At 55.9% G+C, this 20707-nt stretch carries 19 protein-coding genes and 1 tRNA gene; 8 read left to right on the top strand and 12 right to left on the bottom strand.

What is annotated here, in order from left to right:
• Position 1: 1 nt before the first annotated feature.
• The 3 genes from PT964_RS11200 to PT964_RS11190 form a co-directional block, all read right to left on the bottom strand.
• Positions 2-292, bottom strand: coding sequence for a hypothetical protein (locus PT964_RS11200; RefSeq protein ID WP_274363435.1), 291 nt, complete (start codon positions 290-292; stop codon positions 2-4).
• Positions 293-401: 109 nt separating this feature from the next.
• The gene (locus PT964_RS11195) at positions 402-1634 is read right to left on the bottom strand and encodes an MFS transporter (protein ID WP_274363434.1); all 1233 of its coding nucleotides are present in this window, start codon (positions 1632-1634) and stop codon (positions 402-404) included.
• Positions 1635-1740: 106 nt separating this feature from the next.
• Positions 1741-2199, bottom strand: a complete 459-nt coding sequence (locus PT964_RS11190; protein WP_274363433.1) for a hypothetical protein — start codon at positions 2197-2199, stop codon at positions 1741-1743.
• Between the two features lie 273 nt (positions 2200-2472).
• On the opposite strand from PT964_RS11190, the gene PT964_RS11185 reads away from it, so the two are divergent.
• Positions 2473-3381 (top strand): complex I NDUFA9 subunit family protein, encoded by a 909-nt coding sequence (locus PT964_RS11185; RefSeq protein ID WP_274363432.1) that lies wholly within the window; start codon positions 2473-2475, stop codon positions 3379-3381.
• A gap of 1084 nt (positions 3382-4465) precedes the next feature.
• Here the strand turns inward: PT964_RS11185 and PT964_RS11180 are convergent.
• Entirely contained in the window at positions 4466-6820 is a 2355-nt protein-coding gene (locus PT964_RS11180) for an endonuclease MutS2 (RefSeq protein ID WP_274363431.1), read from the bottom strand.
• Between the two features lie 171 nt (positions 6821-6991).
• Between PT964_RS11180 and PT964_RS11175 the strand changes: the two genes are divergently transcribed.
• Together PT964_RS11175 and PT964_RS11170 are read left to right on the top strand one after the other, a co-directional pair.
• On the top strand, positions 6992-7354 hold the full coding sequence (locus PT964_RS11175; protein ID WP_274363430.1) for a phage holin family protein: 363 nt from the start codon (positions 6992-6994) through the stop codon (positions 7352-7354).
• Between the two features lie 168 nt (positions 7355-7522).
• Positions 7523-7921, top strand: a complete 399-nt coding sequence (locus PT964_RS11170) for a cupredoxin domain-containing protein (RefSeq protein WP_274363429.1) — start codon at positions 7523-7525, stop codon at positions 7919-7921.
• 68 nt (positions 7922-7989) lie between these two features.
• Here PT964_RS11170 and zapA read toward each other — a convergent pair whose 3' ends face one another.
• From zapA to PT964_RS11150, 4 genes are all read right to left on the bottom strand, one after another.
• Positions 7990-8727: a cell division protein ZapA gene (zapA, locus tag PT964_RS11165; protein ID WP_274363428.1), complete on the bottom strand. Its 738-nt coding sequence runs from the start codon at positions 8725-8727 to the stop codon at positions 7990-7992.
• Between the two features lie 156 nt (positions 8728-8883).
• The gene (gene pheT, locus PT964_RS11160) at positions 8884-11331 is read right to left on the bottom strand and encodes a phenylalanine--tRNA ligase subunit beta (RefSeq protein ID WP_274363427.1); all 2448 of its coding nucleotides are present in this window, start codon (positions 11329-11331) and stop codon (positions 8884-8886) included.
• Positions 11332-11344: 13 nt separating this feature from the next.
• Positions 11345-12379 (bottom strand): phenylalanine--tRNA ligase subunit alpha, encoded by a 1035-nt coding sequence (pheS, locus tag PT964_RS11155; protein ID WP_274363426.1) that lies wholly within the window; start codon positions 12377-12379, stop codon positions 11345-11347.
• Positions 12380-12735: 356 nt separating this feature from the next.
• Positions 12736-13497 carry a sulfite exporter TauE/SafE family protein gene (locus PT964_RS11150; protein WP_274363425.1) on the bottom strand — a complete coding sequence of 254 codons (762 nt, stop codon included), beginning with the start codon at positions 13495-13497 and terminating at the stop codon, positions 12736-12738.
• Positions 13498-13670: 173 nt separating this feature from the next.
• On the opposite strand from PT964_RS11150, the gene PT964_RS11145 reads away from it, so the two are divergent.
• A complete protein-coding gene (locus tag PT964_RS11145; RefSeq protein WP_274363424.1) occupies positions 13671-14714 on the top strand; it encodes a SepM family pheromone-processing serine protease in 1044 nt (347 codons plus the stop codon).
• 56 nt (positions 14715-14770) lie between these two features.
• Here PT964_RS11145 and PT964_RS11140 read toward each other — a convergent pair whose 3' ends face one another.
• Complete coding sequence (locus PT964_RS11140) at positions 14771-15067, bottom strand: DUF1259 domain-containing protein (protein WP_274363423.1); 297 nt, start codon at positions 15065-15067, stop codon at positions 14771-14773.
• A gap of 316 nt (positions 15068-15383) precedes the next feature.
• Here PT964_RS11140 and PT964_RS11135 point away from each other — a divergent pair, with 316 nt between their 5' ends.
• The 3 genes from PT964_RS11135 to sda all read left to right on the top strand — a co-directional run bounded on the left by PT964_RS11135 (position 15384) and on the right by sda (position 16885).
• Positions 15384-16148: a hypothetical protein gene (locus PT964_RS11135; RefSeq protein WP_274363422.1), complete on the top strand. Its 765-nt coding sequence runs from the start codon at positions 15384-15386 to the stop codon at positions 16146-16148.
• 5 nt (positions 16149-16153) lie between these two features.
• Complete coding sequence (locus PT964_RS11130; protein WP_274363421.1) at positions 16154-16639, top strand: death domain-containing protein; 486 nt, start codon at positions 16154-16156, stop codon at positions 16637-16639.
• A gap of 102 nt (positions 16640-16741) precedes the next feature.
• The gene (gene sda, locus PT964_RS11125; RefSeq protein ID WP_274363420.1) at positions 16742-16885 is read left to right on the top strand and encodes a sporulation histidine kinase inhibitor Sda; all 144 of its coding nucleotides are present in this window, start codon (positions 16742-16744) and stop codon (positions 16883-16885) included.
• Positions 16886-17005: 120 nt separating this feature from the next.
• Here the strand turns inward: sda and PT964_RS11120 are convergent.
• Positions 17006-17079 (bottom strand) — tRNA-Gly (locus tag PT964_RS11120).
• Between the two features lie 210 nt (positions 17080-17289).
• Between PT964_RS11120 and PT964_RS11115 the strand changes: the two genes are divergently transcribed.
• Positions 17290-18225, top strand: coding sequence for an aldo/keto reductase (locus PT964_RS11115; RefSeq protein WP_274363419.1), 936 nt, complete (start codon positions 17290-17292; stop codon positions 18223-18225).
• Between the two features lie 263 nt (positions 18226-18488).
• Here the strand turns inward: PT964_RS11115 and PT964_RS11110 are convergent, their stop codons facing one another.
• Positions 18489-20240 carry a copper resistance CopC/CopD family protein gene (locus PT964_RS11110; RefSeq protein WP_274363418.1) on the bottom strand — a complete coding sequence of 584 codons (1752 nt, stop codon included), beginning with the start codon at positions 20238-20240 and terminating at the stop codon, positions 18489-18491.
• The gene (locus PT964_RS11105; protein WP_274363417.1) at positions 20237-20650 is read right to left on the bottom strand and encodes a DUF2203 domain-containing protein; all 414 of its coding nucleotides are present in this window, start codon (positions 20648-20650) and stop codon (positions 20237-20239) included. The genes PT964_RS11110 and PT964_RS11105 overlap by 4 nt, the downstream gene beginning before the upstream one ends.
• Positions 20651-20707 lie beyond the last annotated feature (57 nt).

Raw genomic sequence — 20707 nt, 5'->3', positions numbered from 1 at the left:
TTTAGATCAGTTTCATCATATTCGTTACGAGGTCGCGCTTCGTATAGTCGGAACGTACGGCGACAACCCATTCTCCGCCGAACTCTCCGTCCTGCGCATTCGCCTCCGGCATTCCTCCGACGGCGACGAGCGTCGTTCCGTCGTATGCGGCGACTACCCGGTTTGCATATTGCTGCAATCGGGCGTATTGCTCCGATGCTTGAAGCTTTTCGTGATCTTGGACTGCCGCAGCATTGACAAGCTCAAAAAACGACTCCGGATCCGGCAACTTTTTCTCAAAAGCAATCTTCACGTCCGTTCGCGGGCCACCTTTCCATGTACGCTGTTCACATAAATAATAATACATCTAAATGTATTTTTATGCAAGGGGCATTGATGGCTCGGTAAGCCCCCCCTTCCGCTTAGGATTCCGTTCGGGGCATGCTCCGGCCTAGCAGGCGGCGAAGGAACAGCCAGGAAACAATGGACGCCGTGCCGATAAACATCATATAGCTGACGATCGCAATCGGCTTCGTAGTGAACGAAACCAGCACAATGAACAATATTGTTCCGCCGATTCGGCCGATGTTGAGCCCGGTTTCCCGAAGGATGACATACTCGACGCGATGGTTGGCGCTCTCTTCGTTGCTTCCGATCAGATCGAATACGGACGACGTAATCGGAATCGAAAACAGCGGATAAAATAAAGCCGCCGCAATGCCGAAAATGAGCAGCGTCGTATAGTTCACATCCCAGAAAAACGGCACGATCACCGCCGACATCGCGGACGCCCCCAGCAGCATCAGTTTGCTTCTGCGTTTCGGTTTGATCAGCTTGCCCGCTACGTAGTACGCTCCGAGCGATACCGCCGAAGTAATCAACGCGTAATTGCCGAGCAGAAGCTCGTTTTTGGTGGCGATGTATACGAGCAGCCCGATTAGAAAGCCGAATACGCCTTCCCGCACGCCTTGCGAGATTAAAGCCGGGAACGCCGAACGCCAGCCGCTGCCTTTTTCCCTTAAATGATTGATACCGTACAGCCATTCGTAGCGCTTTTGCACCGGCCTTTTCTTCAGGAAAAAGCTGACGATCGCCCCGATCACAAATATTCCGAGCGAAATGCTGAAGATGACGCGGTATCCTGCCGTATCGGGCATTCGTGTAATGAGAAAGCCCGACACCCATGGGGCGATCATGCCGATTCCCGAGCCGAGCAGGCCTCCCCAACCGTTGAATTCGTCCCGGTTATCCGGGTTGGTCACTTCAAAATAAACAATATTGAATGCGAGCCAAAAAAATGCGCCGGACATCCCTTGGATCGCGCCGAGCGCAATAATCCAATCGGCGGCCTTGGCGCCGAGCCATAGCACCAGCAAGTAAAAAACACCCGACAAGGCAACGCCGAGCCGGAGCGAGTTCATCTTGTTGTGCTCCTTCACCCACTTGCCGGCAAGCCAGAACGTAACGGCCATAGCGACCTGATTGGATAAGGCGAACCCGCCGATCAACGCGTAGTCCTGCTTCGCTTTCCATATGTAGACGTTGACGAAAGCTCCCGAAAGCGCATTAGCGAGCCCAAAAAGAGCCTGTACCAGGAGCAGCAGCCTTGTTTGCCCGTCAAGGCGACCCTTTATCCGGTCCTTTGCATGCGGCATGGCACGTATCTCCTTCGATGCTTGTTTTCGCTTAACGTTGATTAACGTTCCCAAAAAAGCCCCCCCGAAAACGGCTAGGAAAAAAGAGGAACCGCAGCTCCTCCCCTTAGCTGCGCCTCTCGGCGAGCGTTCGGACGATTCGCATGCGGTCCTCTTCGCTTATTCGATATTGCACGTTGAAGCAGTGCGAGCAAACAAATACGTCGGTGCGGTACGGCGGCTGCAGGAACGGCACCGCCCCCGGCGACGGAATGTGCGGCGCGAATTCGCGCTCCGTTATCGTCTGTTTGCCGGCATGCACCATGTATTCCTGGCATAACGGGCATTCCGGCGCTTCCTCCTGCTGGTCCAGCAATTCTCTGACTTCTTCCGTGTACAAGCCCCATTCGTCGTTGGCTTCTTCCTCGAAGATGTCGCCCCGGCTGTTTCTTTTCAGCGGGACCGCCACGCTTCTATAATCGCCCAGCTCATTGAAGCAATGCGGACAAGTGGGCTCGGGGCCGATTTCCTCGTCCCAAACGATTTCCGTTTGGCACCACGGACATACTTGGTTTTGGTCGTTCATTGTATATTCGCCGTCCTTTTTAACGTGTTGTTGCTACATGGCATAATTCACGAAATAATAAATTCCCGCGGCCAAAAATATAAGCGCGACGGCCATGAGCGATCCCCATAAATATTTCATGCGCGCCCCTCACCTTTATTAAGTAACCCTGTTCCAATATTGTACCTGCTTTTGCACATCAATTACAATGAATGTAAATCAAGTTTGCTCTTTTGTGTGTCGGGCGGCTGAGATGCCGTATTGCGGTATGCGCTAGCTGAGGAGGGGAATGGAATGCGGGTATTTTTGACCGGGGCGTCGGGGTATGTCGGTAGTGCGATTTTGTCTAAGCTCGTAGCGCAAGGATTTGACGTTTGCTGCCTTGTCCGCAGGAGGAAAGCGGGTGCTGCTGCGGGCGGCGACACGGTAACGGAGATTGAAGGCGATTTGTTGAAGCCGGAAACGTATGAGCATGCGCTCGGGCAGTGTGACGCGGTCATTCATTTGGTCGGCATCATTCGTGAAAATCCCCGGAAGGGCGTAACCTTCGAGCGGATTCACAAGGACGGCACCGGCAAGCTCATTGATGCTTGCGCCCGTTCCGGCTTCGCGGAGGCCGGCGGGAACCGGCGGTTTATACATATGAGCGCTCTGGGAGCACGGCAGAGTACCGATTCCGCCTATTTTCGCACCAAGTGGGAAGCGGAGGAGCGGCTGCGGGCGAGCGGGATTCCTTACGTGATTTTTCGGCCGTCCGTAATATTCGGTCCGCGGGACGAGTTCGTCAATATGCTGGCTGGCTTGGTGAAGCTGCCTTTGACTCCGGTCATCGGGGACGGGCAATATCGGATGCAGCCGGTATCGCTGTCGACCGTAAGCGATGTGTTCGTGAAGGCGTTGACCGAAGGGCCGACGGGCGCCGCCTTCGACGTCGGCGGCCCGGATCAGCTGACGTACGACAATATGCTGCGGGAGATCGCCGCGGCGATGGGCCGTTCGGTCCGGCTCATGCACGTGCCGCTTCCGCTGATGAAGCCGGCCGTTGCGTTGTTTGAGCGCTTTCCGTTGTTCCCGATCACCCGGACGCAGCTGTCGATGCTGCTGGATGAAAACATTTGCCGCGAAGGTACTCCGTTCTACGATGTATACAAGACGGATGCCATCCGTTTCGCGGATGGCATCCGGGAGTATATTCGGCCTTAGCATGGACTTTTCTACGCTACGCTTAGGCCCTACCGCAAGTGGAGTTTCTCCAATTACTCGCCCCCGCACACTTGTGCCAGCGCGACCAAGTGGAGTTTTTCCACTTATTCCGCCTCCTCACACTTGTTCCACCACGAGTAAGTGGAGTTCCTCCACTTATGCCGCGTGCTCACACTTGTTCCACCCCGAGGAAGTGGAGTTCCTCCACTTATGCCGCGTGCTCACACTTGTTCCACCCCGAGGAAGTGGAGTTCCTCCACTTATGCCGCGTGCTCACACTTGTTCCACCTCGAGTAAGTGGAGCTCCTCCTCTTATTCCGCCTCCTCACACTTGTTCCACCACGAGTAAGTGGAGCTCCTCCACTTATTCCGCCTCCTCACACTTGTTCCACCACGAGTAAGTGGAGTTTCTCCACTGATTCCGCCTCCTCACACTGGGTCCACCACGAGTAAGTGGAGTTTCTCCACTGATTCCGCCTCCTCACACTGGGTCCACCACGAGTAAGTGGAGTTTCTCCACTGATTCCGCCTCCTCACACTGGGTCCACCACGAGTAAGTGGAGTTGCTCCACTTATTCCGCCTCCTCACACGTGTTCCACCCCGAGTAAGTGGAGCTCCTCCCCTTATTCCGCCTCCTCACACTTGTTCCACCACGAGTAAGTGGAGTTTCTCCACTTATTCCGCCTCCTCACACTTGTTCCAGCACGATCAAGTGGACTTTCTCCAGTTAGTTGATGCTGACCTGACTCAATGCCACCGCCATAGGGGCTTAGGACCAAAAATTTGTTACTAACCCTTCCACTTTTGTCGCCAATTCGACTTTGCACCAGAAATTGTTACTAACCCTTCCACTTCACCGCCGCCTACCGGACTTAGCACCAAAATGTGGTACTAACGCTGCCACTTCACGCCGCTGCACAAGCGACTTGCACCAAAATTTGTTACTAACCCTGCCACTTTCCCGCCGCACAACCGACTTTGCACCAAAATTCGGTACTAACACTGCCTTACTTAACACACTGCAGCACAAACCGCCGCAAAAACAAAGGTTAGCACCAAAAACTGGTGCTAACCCTGCCCCGATCAGCTCAGCTCCGCGACGGTGACGCCGGTGCCGCCCTCGCCGTAATTGCCGAGCCGCTGCGACTTCACGCGCTTATGGCGGCGAAGGAATTCCTGTATGCCGCTGCGCAGCACGCCGGTGCCTTTGCCGTGGATGATATACACCTGGCCGAGGTTGCTCATCAACGCTTCATCCAAGAAGCGGTCCACCTCTATGAGCGCCTCCTCCAAATTCGAACCGCGCAAATCGAGCTCCGACCGGACATTCTCGTCCCTCGTCCGCTTAACGGACGGCCCGGCCGCGGCAACGGTCTTCTTCTTCTCCGGCGCGACCGGCTCCAAATCGTCCAAGGCAACCTTCATCTTAATGATGCCGAGCTGGACGATCGCCCCGTCAGCCTGCTTCTCGATCACGTGCCCCTTCTGTCCGAGGGATACGACCCGCACCTCATCGCCCGGTGAAACTTCCGCAGGCGCGCTCCTAGAGGCGGCCGCGGCTTTCTTCTTCAGCTTCGGCGCCGCCTCCTCAAGCTTCCGCTTCGCTTCGATCAGCTTATGCTCCTTGATCGAAGCGCCTTCCTCCATCGCTTGCTTCCGCAGCTCGGCGATGATCGACTCCGCTTCGCGCTTCGCCTTCGATACGGCTTCCGCCGCCTGCTTCTCGGCGTCCTCGTACAGCTTGGCTCGGCGCTCATCAAGCTTCTTGCGCTCCTCCGAGAGCTCCTTGCGGATATCCTCGGCTTCCTTGCGGATGCGCTCCGCCTCCGCGCGCTCCCGCTCCGCCGCCAAGCGGTGTTCCTCAAGCTTCGTAATCATCGACTCGACGCGCTGATCCTCTTCCGTCACTTGGCTGCGCGCCTCATCGATCACCCGCTTGGGCAGCCCGAGCCGTTCGGCGATCGCGAACGCGTTGCTTCGGCCGGGAACGCCGACGAGCAGCCGGTACGTCGGACGCAGCGTCTCGACGTCGAACTCCATGCTCGCATTGATCACCCCGGCTTGATCGTACGCGTAAGCTTTCAGTTCGCTGTAGTGCGTCGTCGCCAGCAACCTGCAGCCCATAGCCCGGATATGATCCAAGATGGCGATCGCCAGCGCCGAGCCTTCCGCCGGGTCGGTGCCCGCGCCGACTTCGTCGAGCAAAATCAAGCTTTTCGGCGTCATCCGCTTCAATATCGAAATAATATTCGTCATATGGCTCGAGAACGTGCTCAGGTTCTGCTCAATGCTCTGCTCGTCCCCGATATCGGCGAATACCGCGTCGAACACGCAGCATTCGCTGCCGTCCTCCGCCGGAATGAACAAACCGCTTAAAGCCATCAGCGTAACGATGCCGACCGTTTTCAAGGAAACGGTCTTGCCGCCCGTGTTCGGTCCGGTTATGATGATCGCCCGGTAGCTGCCCCCAAGCTCGATGTCCAGCGGCACGACGTCCTCCGGCGCAATAAGCGGATGCCGCCCTTTGCGGATGCGCAAATAGCCGCGGTCGTTCACCGCAGGAAGACTCCCCTTAATGGCGCGCGCAAGCCGCGCCTTCGCGAACAGAAAGTCGATCTGCCCAAGCAGTTCGACATTCACGCCCAGCGCCTCGGCCTCCTCTGCCACGACGGCGGTCAGCTTCTGAAGAATGCGCTCGATTTCGCGCTCCTCTTGAATTTTCAGCTCACGGATTTTGTTGTTCAACGTTACGACCGCTTCCGGCTCGATAAACAGCGTCGCGCCCGAAGACGATTGATCGTGAACGATCCCGCCGAACGCTCCCCTGTACTCCTGCTTGACCGGTATGACGAAACGGTCGTTCCGCATCGTAATAATCGCATCCTGAAGCATCTTCTGCGTCGAAGAGCTGCGCACGAGCGATTCCAGCTTCTCGCGCACGCGCGCCTCGCCTGTGCGGAGCTCCCGGCGGATGCGCAGCAGCTCGTCGCTCGCGGTGTCGACAACGACCCCGTTATCGTCGATGCAGCGGCGAATCGCATCCTCAACGTTCCGCAGCTCCTGAATCGAATCGGTGATCGAGCCTAAAATCGGGGCATCGTGTTTCTCCTGGTACGCTTCGATAAAGCGCTTCACCCTTCGGCCGCCGAGCACCGTATTCGCGATATCGAGCAGCTCGGCGGCATTCAGCGTGCCTCCGATCGAAGAACGCTTTAACGAAGGGCGAATATCCGAAATACCGCCGAGCGGGGCTTGGCCCTTCATCCGGTCCACCGCCACCGCTTCGTCCGTTCCTTGCAGCCGATGACGCACTTCCTCCAAATCAGAGCTGGGGCGAAGCGCTTCCGCCACCGATTTTCCGACCGATGTGGCCGCATGCTGTGACAATGTATATAAAATTTTCGAAAACTCCAGCTTTTCAAGCAGCTTTTCGTCCAAGGCATTACGCCTCCTCTCAAAAAAATATTATATCCAATCGGAATAAGGCCAACAAATGCTTTGTAAATCATTCACATTCATAACGATTGACGAAGCGGGCGACAATAAGACATGCACCTATACGTTTGGGGCATAAGCCAAACACCAAAGAATAAGAAGGAGTGTCAGCTGATGAGCTTTCTTGGCCACGTAGTCCGGTTTATCGTCTCAGCACTCGTCTTGTTACTGGTCGGCGCTCTCGTTCCCGGATTTTCCGTCGGCGGCTTCTGGAGCGCACTGTTTTTGGCGCTGGTGATCGCCTTGTTCGGGTGGGTCATCGAAGGAATATTCGGCGCCCGAATCAGTCCGTTCGGACGCGGGATCGTCGGCTTCTTGGTCAGCGCTCTCGTTATTTATTTCGCGCAATTTATCGTCGGCAACGTTCACATTACTCTCCTGGGCGCCATCCTCGCGGCGTTGGTTGTCGGCTTAATCGACCTGTTTCTCCCGGTGGCCACACCGTTCGATCGCGGCGAAAGACGGAGAGAAAAGTAAACGTATATCGTGCAAAAAACCAGACCGGCCGTACAAAGCCGGCTGGTTTTTTTGCGTTCGGAATGTTGTCACACTTGGCGGACGCTTGGGCAATGACTTTTTTCCATAAATTCGTTATGATGATGAAGACGCAATGATACTTCTTTATAAATCTGGAGGGGATCTTTTATGAAAAAATTATGGATGTTTCTGCTTGCTGCAGCTTTGGTCGGCGCATTGACCGCGTGCGGCGGCGGCAGCAAGGACGCTTCCGGAGACGCGGCTCAAGACGTAAGCGACGTCGATATCGACGCGCAGGCAACCGGAGCGACCGTTAACCTTCCGATCGACGCCAAAAACTTTCAATTCGACCAAGAAGAATACCGCGTAAAAGCCGGAGAAACCGTAAACCTTACATTTACATCCAGCGAAGGCATGCATGGCCTTCAAATCAAAGGAATCGATGTCGACCTGCAGGACGGCCAAGGAACGACGTTCGTTGCGGAAGAAGGCGAATACGAAATCGTCTGCAGCGTCATGTGCGGAGTGGGCCACGGCGATATGGTCGCCAAGCTGATCGTTGAATAAAGCCCGGCAATGAAAAATAAAGCTCGTTTCCCTGCCGAGGGAAGCGAGCTTTTTTGCCGTATGCTGCCTTATTGCGGTTCGGACATCGTCAACTCGATCCATTCGTTGAATTCATTCTGCAGCTTAACGTACTCCTCTTGCAGGCGCTTGTATTTCGCTTCAAGCGTCTCTTCCTCCAAGGAATCCGGCGCCGCGTCAAGCAAGTCCGATCCCGCGGTCTGCTGGACGGCTTGTTTCGCTTCCGCCTCAGCCGCCGCTGCCGCGGCGGCTTGGCTCTCTGCGGCGGCAATCGCAGCGGCGGCTTCCTGGCGGGCCGTCTCCACTGCCTTGGCGAGCTCCCCGTGCTCCCGGAACAGCTCTTCGTATTTGCGTTCCCACTCGGCAACCCGCTCGGCCCATGCCGCGCTCGCCATCTCCATCTCCATGGCTAACCGCTCGCGCTCCGCTTCCAATGCCTGAAGCTGTTCCTCCAAGCGACGGCACTCTCCGCTTTTCGTTTGCTCCTTCTCTTCCGAGAGCTCGAACGCTTTGCGCAGCTGCTCCATATGCTGCTGGCTTTGGGCCCGCTCGTTCTCAACCTTCTCAAGGTGCTGGTGCAGCTGGAAAAATTCGTCCGCCATGCGAACTAGCGCCAAAATCGCGACCTTCTGCGTATCGAGACGCGGATTGCCTTTCGAGACGGCATTCATATGTTCATTCACATACGCGGACAGCTGCTTCACGTATTTCGGACTGTAGGTGCCGACCATCTTGTAAGAATTTCCGAAAATATCGATCGTTAAGCGCACCTTGTCTTCCCCGTTCATAGCTTCTCTCCTTCCTGCAAAAATGTATCTCAATCCGCCTAAGGCAGATGCATATACCCGCTAACTTTCGTTTCGACAAAAAAACCGACCTATCGTCATACTTCGTAATATTCGATACGGTCGGTTTTATTTCCTGCTTATTATTCGTTTTTTTGTTTATTTCCGCAGCTCCGCCCCGTGACGCTCGGCAAGCGCCTCGGTAACGCGGCCGTGAGCCTCGGCTACCTCGTCGTCGGTCAGCGTCCGGTCGGCATGCCTGTAAACGAGCGAGATGGCGACGCTCTTCTTGCCCGCCCCGAGCCGCTCGCCCGTATATACGTCGAACACGCGAACCGATTCCAAATAATCCCCGGCGCTCGAGCGAATCGTGTCCATCAACGCGCCTGCGGGGACGCCGCTGTCTACAACGACGGCAATATCTCTTGCGGACGCCGGGAATCTCGGCAGCGGATCGTAAGTGCCTGCCTCGTTCGCCGCCTCGACAAGCGCAGCGAAATCAAGCTCGAACACGTACGTGTCGTCCAGCTCCCACAGCTTCTGAAGCTCGGGATGCAGCTGGCCGATGCGGCCGAGCTTCACTCTCGCGTGCTCCGAAGCTGCGAACACTTCGGCCGTTCTTCCGGGATGGAAGCCTGCCGGCGCCGCCTGCTCGAACACCGGCTGCCCAATGCCGAGCCGCAAAAGCAGCTTCTCCAGAATCCCTTTGAGATCGTAGAAATCCACCGTGCGGCTCTTGCCGCTCCAGTGAGGATCGGATACCGCCCCCGTCATGAGCGCCGCTACCGTGACGCGCTCTTCCGGCAGCGTCGTAAGCTTCTCCTCGTCGGAAATAAACACGCTGCCGATCTCGAACAACGCTACATCCTCGACGTTGCGGTTTCGGTTATGAACGGCGGACTCCGCCAAATTCGGCAGCAAGCACGCCCGAAGCACACTGCGCTCCTCGCTCATCGGCATCGCCAGACGCACCGCCGCCCGGTTTCCGAACAGGCCCGGCAGCTCCTTCAATCGCTCCGGCGTCGTCAGCGAATAAGTAACGGCTTCATGCAGTCCCGACTGGCTGAGCACCTTCCGGACCTCTCTCGCCAATTTTTGGCGTCGCGTCAAAGAGCCCGGGGTGGTGTTGCCTACGATCAGCGTTGTCGGAATGTTATCGTATCCGTAAAGACGGGCAATCTCTTCGATCAGATCCACATCTCTCGCAATGTCGCCGCGGCGGGTCGGCACCGTAACGGTGATCGTTTCGCCGCTTCCTTCCAGCCCGAACGCAAGTCTCGCCAAGATCGCCTTCACTTCCAAAGACGAAAGCTCCGTGCCGAGATACTCGTTGATTCGGGACAACGTAATCGTAATTTTCCGCGGCTCCTGCTTGCCTACGGACGCTTCCGCTCTGCCTTCGGCCGCAAGCCCGCCGGCGTACCGGCAAATAAGCGCCGTCGCCCGGTCCAATGCGGGCACGACCGCCTCCGGATTTACTTCCTTCTCAAAGCGCAGGCTCGCTTCGGAGCGAAGGCCGAGCTCGCGCGACGTGCGGCGGACCGTCAGGCCGCTGAAGCGAGCAGACTCGAGCAAAATCCGCGTCGTCGACGACGACACTTCGGTTTTCGCGCCGCCCATAACGCCCGCGAGGCCCACCGGCTGCTCCCCGTCCGTGATCAGCAGCATATGCGGCTGCAGGTCGCGCACGTTGCCGTCCAACGTCTCGAGCTTCTCCCCCTCCCGGGCGAGACGCACGACGATTTGCTTCCCGCCGCCGGCGAGCGTATCCGCATCGTATGCATGCAGCGGCTGGCCGTATTCCAGCATGACGAAGTTCGTAATGTCGACAACGTTGTTGATCGGGCGAATGCCCGCTGCCATCAACCGATTCTGAATCCAAAGAGGAGACGGTCCGATCTGCACATGTTCGATCATCCTCGCTCCGAAGTAGCTGCAATCTTCTTTCGCTTCAATCTCGATACGGGTCAAGTCCGACGCCGTCTTATCGGTCACTGTCAGCCCCTTCGCCGCATCAGGCAGCGTCACGGAACAGCCGATCAGCGCCCCAACCTCGTAAGCGACGCCGATCATGCTCAAGCAGTCCGAGCGGTTCGGCGTCAAATCGAGCTCGAGCACCTCATCGTCGATTCCGAGCACCTGCAAAATATCGGCGCCGAGCTCCGCGTTCTCCGGCAGCACCAAAATCCCTTCTTGGATTTCCTTCGGCAGCAGCTTATCGTTAAGACCGAGCTCCCTCGCGGAGCAAATCATCCCTTGCGACTCCACGCCGCGCAGCTTGGCGCGCTTAATATGAACGTCGCCCGGCAGGCTCGCTCCTACAAGAGCGACCGGAACCTTCTGTCCCGCGTCGACGTTTTTCGCGCCGCATACGATTTGCAGCAGCTCGCCCGTGCCGACGTCCACCTGGCAAACGTTCAGCTTATCCGCGTCCGGATGCTTTTCGCGGGAGACGACGTAGCCGACGACCACCTTGTCCACGCCTTTGTTTCTCGATTCGACGCCGTCCACCTCGACGCCGCCGCGGGTCAGCAGCTCGGCGAGCTCCTTCCCGGATACATTGCCGACGTCCACATATTCCGATAACCATTTATAAGATACTTTCATCTGGCCTACCCCCCTAGCTCCGCGCGAATTGCCGCAGGAAGCGGACATCGTTCGTATAGAAATGCCTAATATCTTCAATACCGTACCGAAGCATCGCGATGCGCTCCACGCCCATGCCGAACGCAAAACCGCTCACCTGCTCCGGATCGTAGCCGCTCATGGACAAAACCTTCGGATGCACCATGCCGGAGCCGAGAATTTCGAGCCAGCCCGACTGCTTGCACACCCTGCAGCCGTGGCCGCCGCAAATGACGCAGGACACATCGACCTCGGCACTCGGCTCCGTGAACGGGAAAAAGCTGGGACGCATGCGGATTTGCACGTTCGGGCCGAACATTTCGCGGGCGAATTGCAGCAGCGTCCCCTTCAAATCGCTCATGCGGATGCCCTTGTCCACGACAAGCCCTTCGATCTGCATGAATTGATGCGAATGCGTAGGGTCGTCGTCGTCGCGCCGGTATACTTTGCCCGGACAAATGACCTTCAGCGGCACCTTGCCTTTGCGGGCTTCCATCGTGCGCGCTTGCACCGGAGAGGTGTGCGTCCGCAGTAAAATTTCTTCCGTGAAATAGAACGAATCCTGCATGTCCCGCGCAGGATGACCCTTCGGCAGGTTCATCGCTTCAAAGTTGTAATAGTCCGTTTCCACTTCCGGCCCTTCCGCAACCGTAAAGCCCATCCCGACAAAAATATCTTCGATTTCCTGCACGATTTTGGACAACGGATGAACCGCGCCGTTGGGCGCGGGTCTGCCCGGCAGCGATACGTCGATCGTCTCCGTCGCAAGCCTGCGCTCGGTTTCCGCACGCGCGAACTCTTCTGTTTTTCGGTCGATCACCGCTTCAATCGCAGCGCGAACCTCGTTGCCGACCTGACCGATGATCGGCCGCTCCTCGGCCGACAAAGCGCCCATGCCGCGGAGAATTTCCGTCAGCTGGCCCTTCTTGCCGAGATATTTGACGCGCAAATCGTTCAACACGCCCGGGTCGCTCACCGCGCCGAGCTCCTGCAGCGCTTCCTGCCGCAGCGCCTCTAACCGCTCTTTCATTCTCTTCATCCTCCTGCTCTTAAATGCAAAAAGACCTTATCTCCCCCAATAAAGGGACGATAAGGTCGCGGTACCACCCTCATTCGCAGCGCCGAAACTGACGGTTCGGACGTTTTGCTGCGCACTCGATTCAAGCGCGTAACGTGCGCTTAGACGGTTGGCCCTACTTGCCCGCGACGGGGTTCAGGCAACGGCTCAAGAGCGAATTCGGCGCGGGACTCATACGAAGCGGCTCTCAATCTCCGGCCGGCTCCTCCCTGTGAAGCGTCCATGCGCTTACTGTTCTCTTTCACAGCCTTTGGCTATTCAGTAAGTCAATTAAAGCTTTTGCGTTCCATTATAGCTTGCTTCTTCCGTCAAATCAACTTCAACCCGCTGATGAGAATCAGAGCCGCCATGAACGTTCTCAGCGGCTTCGCCGGCAGCCTTGCCGACAATCGGCTTCCGAGAATGACGCCCGGCACCGACCCAAGCAGCAGGTTAAAAGCAAGCATGTAGTCGATATTGCCGTACAACGCATGCATGGCGCCGGCCGCCGAAACGAGCAAAAAAGCATGCAAAATATCCGTCCCGACGAGCGTAGCCGCAGGCATACGATATAAAAATATCATTGCGAGCGCGAACAGCGATCCCGAGCCGATCGACGTCAGCCCGACGATAAAGCCGAGCACGACCCCGATCATGATCGTGAGCCACTTCTTCTCGTGCAGCGGCTTTTCCTGCCAGCGGTTGGACCCGAGCTTCTCGAAAAACTGCTTTGCGATCGTAGTGAGCGCGACGATGACAAGCACGACGCCAAGCGCGTGTTTAATGATCGAGTCCTGATGCCCCGCGAGCGGCGGATACATTTGCAGAATGAGCACCGCCGTCACGGCGCTCGGTATGCTGCCCGCCGCCAAATATTTGACTAGCGCAAGGTCGATCGTTTTCTGCCGGATATGCTGGATGCTTCCGAACAGTTTCGTCACGGAGTTGTAAAATAAATCCGTGGCTACCGCCACGCTGGGGTTGATGCCGATCCACATGAGTATCGGAGTCAGGAGCGCAGCGCCTCCTACGCCGGTCATGCCCACTAGAGCCCCCACTAGGAAACCCATGACCACTATTTCGGCTTCCACTGATGTCACACCTTCAATCATAAGAAATATTGATAATTCGAATAAGAAGATATGATAGTGTATTCGCTTCGCATTCACGCGTGCCGACTGCGGCCCTTTTTCCTATTTTGGGTTTAAGGTCGTTATCGTTTACAATGGATGTCAGAAGCTGCATTGGGAGAGGATTAGAGCGAGTGCTTGCATATAGGAAAGATGTGAAAAGAAAATGGATAACCGGTCTGGCTTCCGCCGCATTATTGTTGGGAACGCTTCTTTTTCCGGTATCGTACTATCTTTATGAGCCCGGCACCATAGAGCCGCTTCAGCCGATGGTTGCCGTAGAGAACGGGCATAAATCGGGCGAAGGAAGTCTTAATTTGTCTACCGTATTAAGCTTAAAGGCGGAGCATCTCTATGAGGTGCTCTACGGATTGGCGGCGCCGGATACGAGAGTTCGCAAGGCAGAGGAAGTGAGCGGCAATTTGACCGCGGAGGAATACGACCTTTTATTAAACCATATGATGAAAAGCTCGCAGCAAAATGCGGTCGCAGCCGCGTTCGGCGTTGCGGGGGAACCGTATGAGGTTCACCGCGAGGGTGTTTTCGTAACCGGGATTACGGGCGGCTCGCGCGCGGCCGGAACGCTCAAGGTGGGCGACGTGATTCAAGCGGTTAACGGAATTAAGGTTGCGCAGACGGCTGATTTCAAGCGGCTCATGAGCGGCGTAAAGCCCGGGGACAGCGTGGAGATCGCTTTTATGCGAAGCGGCGCTATGCGAACGGAAGGTGTAGAGACGATTTCTTTAGGCGACGGAACGGGCGCCGGTTTGGGAATATTGCCGGAGGATGCGGTGACGGTTGAGACGCAGCGAAAGGTCGGCATTGAAGTGGCCGATATAGGCGGGCCGTCCGCCGGTCTTATGCTTTCGCTGGAAATTCTCAATCAGCTGATGCCGGAGCCGATCAGCAAAGGCTACAAAATAGCCGGAACCGGATCCGTCGACCTGGAAGGAAACGTCGGACAAATCGGCGGCATTCAGGAAAAAATCGTAGCCGCTCACCGCGCGGAGGTCGATATCTTTTTCGCACCCGCAGACGTTGCGCCGGGCGACTCGAATACCCGCGACGTACAGGCCGAAGCCGAACGCAGAGGTTACGATATAAAGATCGTACCGGTAAAAACGGTGCAGGAAGCTTACGACTTCTTGAGGAGTCTTCCGCCGCGCGGCGAAGGCTGATTCGATGCCATACAGAAAGGAAGGCCCGACTTTTCGGACCTTCCTTTCTTTTGTGCTTATTTCAGACCTCTCAGCAATACAGCCATCTTTCTTGCAAATCTGATCGGATTTTCTACGGATTCGACATGAACATACATCAGCCGCGGCTTATCGAACAACCAGTGATTGTGAACGGCGCTTACTCTAAGTCCAAGCCTGGTTGCCTTGCGTACGAAGCGTTGAACTTCCCGCTGCAGCAGGGTAATTTCCCCCGTATTCAGCGACTTCCCGTTCTTAAGCGACTGGACGACGATCTCATGCTCCGTATCATATTTTTTCCCTAGAATCGTAGCGTTGAGTTTTCGTACGTGCATTCGTCCTTCTGATGCTGCCCTTTACCGCCGATTATTCGGGCCAGCCGATCGCAAAGCGCTTTTGTGACAGGCATTCGTTCCCACCTCAACTCGCGTTTTTTGCCGATACGGAACGATCGGATGCCGGATCTTCCGTTCGGCTAATCTATCGTATGAAGAAAATATCTAGCACGAGCCGTATAGCTGTACCGATCATTAATAGACAGTGGTTTGATTTTCGTTGATTAACCAATTTTTGTAATAAAATACATCAAAAAGGAAATAATACGTTGAAAGACAGCGATTCCGTCATAAATAAGTTAAGAAGGTACAACGCATGCAGCAAAGACGAAGTATCGTTAGTACAACGGCTTATTCCAATAACTCGTTAAGCTTTAACAATCCGTGGATTGTCATGTGGTGGTCGGCGGCATTTCCCGGATTCGGGCATTTTAGAGTCAACAGCTACGCTTGGGGCTTTTTTTTAATGAGCTTCGAATATGTCGTCAATACGTTTTCGAACATCAACACTTCCATCTTCTATTCGATGATCGGCGAATTCGACAAGGCGAAAGAGATCATTAACCTCAGGTACTTTTTCGTTTACATTACCGTTTATGTGTTCGCCATGTGGGATGCTTACCGGAGAGCGGTGGAAAGCAACAAATCGTACCAACTGGCCTACAACCAAACCGGTGAGATGAAACCGTTCCATTTCACGGCGCTGGAATTAAACATATTGGAAAAGAAAAAGCCGCTGCTTTCGCTCGTTTGGTCGTTATTGATGCCCGCTCTCGGCTATATTTATTTGCAGCGCCTGGCGGCGGCGTTATTCAGCTTTTTTTGGTGGGGCTTCGTGCTGCATTTTTCCCATTTGCTTGAGGGCGTTTATTTTTCGTCTATAGGCGATTTCGCCAAAGCGACCTCGGTGATAGATCCGCAATGGATTCTTTATTTTCCGTCCATATATCTTTTTTCCATGTACGATACATACGCCAAAGCCGTAGTGAACAATAAAGTATTTGAGATCGAGCAAGGAAATTATTTGAGGAACCACTTCCAACAGGGAAACTTTGATGAAATCTATGAATCGATGAGGTGAGCCCTGTGCACATCGTAGCGACCTTCGAATATTCGACGGAACTGGAAATGTGTTTGGAAAAGTTAAAAAGCAGAGGAATCGGACCCGAGAACATCGTTGCGATTCCGATCGACCGGCGAGTGGAACGCTCGCAAATATTCGACACGATTCATCGCTCCGACGGCAAAAGCCTTGTCGATGCGGCGTGCATTTCCGGCGTTATTTTCATGCTGCTCGGTTCGATTTACGGCTTCGTTCTGGCGTGGGGGCCGATTATTTGGGGCTTTATCGGCCTGGTGTTCGGGCTGTTGAGCGGCTTCTTGGTAGATCTTTTGCTTACCAAGAATGAAGAGAAACGAACGAAAGCGAAATATGAAAAAAGCACGGAAGTGATCGTCACCGTCAGGTGCAAGGACGGCCAGCAAGGGCAAATGGTCGAAGAAATTTTTTGGAGTCATTTTGCGCTGGGGATCGGCAGGCTGATCAATACAAAACACGCACCTTCCTCCTAATGGATAAATTGCCCTTTTTTTGTATAAAACGTCTGTAAAAATACTCATAATTAATCCCTGGGTGAGGGGAGGAGCGCCGTTCGCCTTACGGAAGGGGTAATCATGCAAAACCTTACGGATGAAGCATTAATTACGGCATATCAAATTGCTTTAAAACTTCAACTGGAAGAAGAATTCATCAAATTACTGCAAGATGAAATGAAACGAAGAGATCTTATGGACAAGGTAAGCAAGCAGCAGGCTTAACCCGAAAGCGGTAACAACTAACGGCGGGCGCCTTCCACCCCTTGCCCCCCGTTTCATACAGCCGATGCAGTGAAAAAGAAAAGAAGCCTTGTGCATCAAGGCTTCTCAGAATTATATGTATGGAGCGGGTGATGGGAATCGAACCCACGCCACCAGCTTGGGAAGCTGGAGTTCTGCCATTGAACTACACCCGCAAATGAGATTGCGAAGAAAATAATATCACTTCTCCCCTCCGTTTGCAATCCCTAAACCATTACCATAACTCCCTCCTGAAAAATGTTCTCCCTGCAACATATAGTAAATTGGGAACCTTCGGAATATCCTTAGAGTATGAATAGAGTTTCGCGGTAAAGACTGGTAATATTGTGAATAAGGGCGTTTTGGCGAAAAGGAGGCATTTTGTAATGAAATATCGGCGATTGGGACGGTCGGGCATGAAGGTGTCCGTGATCGGCATCGGCACGTGGCAGTTCGGCGGCGAATGGGGCCTCACCTACTCCCAGGAGGAAGCGGACGCGGTGCTGCGCCGGGCGAAGGAAGCGGGCATCAATCTGATCGATACGGCGGAATGCTACGGGGACCATCTGTCGGAACGGCTGATCGGTCAATTTCTGAAACAGGACCGGCGCGAGGATTGGGTCGTTGCGACAAAGTTCGGGCACCGCTTCAACCGGCTGTTCGAGCGGGAACAGCGCTGGAGCGCGGCGGACGTGAAGGAGCAGCTGGAGGAATCGCTCCGTGCGCTGCAAACCGATTACATAGATCTGTATCAGTTTCATTCCGGTTCGGACGACGCGTTCGACAACGATGAGCTCTGGACGATGCTCGACAAACAAGTGCGGGAAGGCAAAATCCGCCATCTCGGCATCTCCATCGGCAGCAACGACAATTTGCATCAAACGGAGGCGGCGGTCAAAGTCGGCGCATCCTCCATTCAAGTCGTATACAACCGGTTGGATCGGGCGCCGGAAAACCGCGTGTTCCCGGCCTGCATCGAGCACGATTTGGGCGTGCTCGCACGGGTGCCGCTGGCCAGCGGCTATTTAACCGGCAAATACAAGCCGGGCGCGGTTTTCGGCGACAACGACGTGCGCCACCGGCATGACGCCGAGCAGCGCATCGCCAAGCTGACCGAGGTGGAGAACATCCGCAAGAACGAGGTTCCGGCCGGCATGGACATGGCGATGTGGTCGCTCGCCTGGTGCCTCAAGCACGATGCGGTCACCTGCGTCATTCCGGGCTGCAAGACGCCCGAGCAGGTCGACGCCAACGCCGCCGCCGTGCGTTATGTCAGCGACCAGCACCCGCAGGCGTGGAAGGAAGAAGCGGCAGCGCTGTAAAGTAGGAAACAAGCCTGACGGCTCGCTCTAACGGACACAGATGCAGTTATTCGGCGTTTTGAATCGAGTTTTCAGTTGTAACGGACACCACTGCAGTTATTGCCTCGAAAAAGCTGGAATCAGCGCCAAAAATCGGGGTTTAGCGTCTGTGGTGTCCGTTAGCGGCGCGGCGGTGGGCAAATTGGCCATATAGCGTCTGTGGCGTCCGTTATTTTGAAGATGCCGTTAGTACGTTGTCCCTGCTAAAAAAAAGCTATCGGAGCTTACGGCTCCGATAGCTTTTTCTCATATACGACCCGTTCGCCGGTCGCTCGGACGACAATGATGACGAGCGTTTCCCGATCGGGGTGCTTCATGCGCAGCTTGCCCTTGTAACCGTACCGGTCGAAGCCGGGAAACATCGCCACGTCCTCGCTGTTTTCCACTCTCGCCATCTCGACGGCGAGCTCGTTATTCGCCTCGTCGCGAATGACGGCCGTGACCGCAGCCGGAACCCCTTCGCCTTCGGGCACCCATACAAGCACTTCCGTATCGTTCCTGCCCGGCAGGTTAGGCGATACGTTCGCGGTCATATGAATCGTCTCGCCCATGACGTGCCAATGCAACGGGTCCCGCGGCGGCACCGGGCTGGTGTGCGTCAGCGCGCCGGTAACGGCAATAACGGCTGCCAATAACACAATGTCGGCCCGGAGCCAGCCTTGAAACCGGCCCGCCTTGCCGGCGGCGAACGAGCGCCGCAGGATGAAGGCGACCGGCAGCACGAGCAGCACGATCATAAGCTTTGCAATCAGCAGCGTGCCCCAGCCCGTCGCCAGGATGACCGAGATATGCTTCGAAATCCACATCGCTTGCACGATTCCGGTGGCGGCAAGCACGGCGAAGGCGAGCAGCGCCGCCGTCGAGAACGCCGGCACGAACGCCGCGAGCCTCTCCCGGTTGCGGCGGAGCAGCACGAGCAGCGTTAGCAACCCGCCGACCCACAAGGAAGCCGCCGCCAGGTGGATTCCGTCGAAGAGGCGGGACAGCGCGACCGAGTCGGTCATGCCGGAGTGGCCGCGCAGCGTCTTGGCGGCGATGAGCAGCGCGGCCCAAGACGCATCCACGTAACGGTAGCGGAACAGCAGCGCAAAGCCCGCGGCGGACAGCAGCAGCGTGAACAGCCACGAGCGGCCGATATCCGTGGTCCGCACAAAGTTCAGGAGCGCGTCTAAGCCGCCCCCGGCCTGCACATCGGCCCATTGGAGCGCCGCAAGCAGCAGAAACGCCGCCAGATGCAGCGCCTGCAGCCAAATACCGAGCGGAGCTCTCCACTCGGCATCGCTTTCGCCCCATCGGTACAGCAGGCTCCAGAGCGCCCATCCGGCCAGCGCCAGCAGAGTGACATAATAAATCGCGCTGGATGTATACATGGCGCCCAGAAATGCATCGCCGGTCTTTGAGGCCGGTTTCTCCGGCATCGCCGGCTGTTCCTCGTGTCCCGCATGACCGGAATGGTCTTCATCCGTTGCACCCGGGTCTGCGGGAGCCGCCGGCGCTCCGCCGTCACCCGGCTTCTCGGGCTCAGCCGTCTCGGCCGGTTCCTCCACCGAAGGCGCAGGCTCGCCCGCCGGTGCCGGCTCGGGAGCGCGAAGCTCAAATCCGATATTCCCCTCGACCGGATGTCCGTCCGCGGACACCGCCCGGTAATATATCGTATAAGCCCCGTTCGCCAGCCCGCCGGGCAGCGGCACCGACAGCGCCGTCCCGGATTCGTCCAGCGCCGGCTCATTCAGCGGGACCGCTTCGCCGCCCTCCGGCGTAAGAGTGACCGTATGCAGCGCATCCTCCAGCTTCCCGCTGAACGTAAGCCGAATTTCCGGAGGAGCCGACTCCATGACTTCCCCTTCCGCGGGCACCGATTGCTTTAGCTTCGTATGTGCCGATACCCCCGGAGAGGCGGCAAAACACGCGGCAATCAAACATACTGCCGCGGCAATAACCCGCTTGCGTATCGTTCTTGCTGTCAAGAAAGTCATTCCGTTCCTCCCGGAATCGGCTTCCTTCCGCGAAAGCCATCGTTCAATCCATGGTAAAATGCGATCCGGTCCTCGCCCATCTTCCAACAGAGCAGCACTTCCTCCCCATCGATCCGCCCCGGGAAGTCGACAAGTCCCGTATCGATATCCTTCAGCTCCGCACCCTTCATGCGAATGCTTTCGATGAGCGTCTTCGCCTCCAGCTGCAAAAACTCCATTTCCGTTTCCAAACGAAAAATTTCGTCCTCCGCCGCATCGGTCGGGTTCGCTTGCGCGAGCAGCCGCACCTCTCTGAGACGCATCGCTTTATTGACGAAGCCGTCTTTCGTTTCTTGCAGTCTATGAATATCCTCTATCACGAAGGGCAGCAGTTCGTTCGCCTCTTCGGGGGTAAAATATCGTTTACTCATGTCTCGTCCCCTCCTATGCCATATTGTACCGAAATCCGAAGGCAAGGTACAATGAAA

The organism is Paenibacillus thermotolerans (genome assembly GCF_028745515.1).
GTDB lineage: Bacteria > Bacillota > Bacilli > Paenibacillales > YIM-B00363 > Paenibacillus_AE > Paenibacillus_AE thermotolerans.
The sequence above is the reverse complement of the archived record's forward strand: the minus strand, read 5'-3'. Positions and strand labels throughout refer to the sequence as shown.

Bases quoted from the DNA above. Each gene is read 5' to 3' on its own strand.
- PT964_RS11135 (WP_274363422.1), top strand. From the start codon at position 15,384: ATGCAGCAAAGACGAAGTATCGTTAGTACAACGGCTTATTCCAATAAC.
- PT964_RS11170 (WP_274363429.1), top strand. From the start codon at position 7,523: ATGAAAAAATTATGGATGTTTCTGCTTGCTGCAGCTTTGGTCGGCGCA.
- zapA (WP_274363428.1), bottom strand. From the start codon at position 8,727: ATGAACGGGGAAGACAAGGTGCGCTTAACGATCGATATTTTCGGAAAT.
- pheS (WP_274363426.1), bottom strand. From the start codon at position 12,379: ATGAAAGAGCGGTTAGAGGCGCTGCGGCAGGAAGCGCTGCAGGAGCTC.
- PT964_RS11115 (WP_274363419.1), top strand. From the start codon at position 17,290: ATGAAATATCGGCGATTGGGACGGTCGGGCATGAAGGTGTCCGTGATC.
- PT964_RS11105 (WP_274363417.1), bottom strand. From the start codon at position 20,650: ATGAGTAAACGATATTTTACCCCCGAAGAGGCGAACGAACTGCTGCCC.
- PT964_RS11195 (WP_274363434.1), bottom strand. From the start codon at position 1,634: ATGCCGCATGCAAAGGACCGGATAAAGGGTCGCCTTGACGGGCAAACA.
- PT964_RS11185 (WP_274363432.1), top strand. From the start codon at position 2,473: ATGCGGGTATTTTTGACCGGGGCGTCGGGGTATGTCGGTAGTGCGATT.
- sda (WP_274363420.1), top strand. From the start codon at position 16,742: ATGCAAAACCTTACGGATGAAGCATTAATTACGGCATATCAAATTGCT.
- pheT (WP_274363427.1), bottom strand. From the start codon at position 11,331: ATGAAAGTATCTTATAAATGGTTATCGGAATATGTGGACGTCGGCAAT.
- PT964_RS11190 (WP_274363433.1), bottom strand. From the start codon at position 2,199: ATGAACGACCAAAACCAAGTATGTCCGTGGTGCCAAACGGAAATCGTT.
- PT964_RS11175 (WP_274363430.1), top strand. From the start codon at position 6,992: ATGAGCTTTCTTGGCCACGTAGTCCGGTTTATCGTCTCAGCACTCGTC.
- PT964_RS11110 (WP_274363418.1), bottom strand. From the start codon at position 20,240: ATGACTTTCTTGACAGCAAGAACGATACGCAAGCGGGTTATTGCCGCG.
- PT964_RS11140 (WP_274363423.1), bottom strand. From the start codon at position 15,067: ATGCACGTACGAAAACTCAACGCTACGATTCTAGGGAAAAAATATGAT.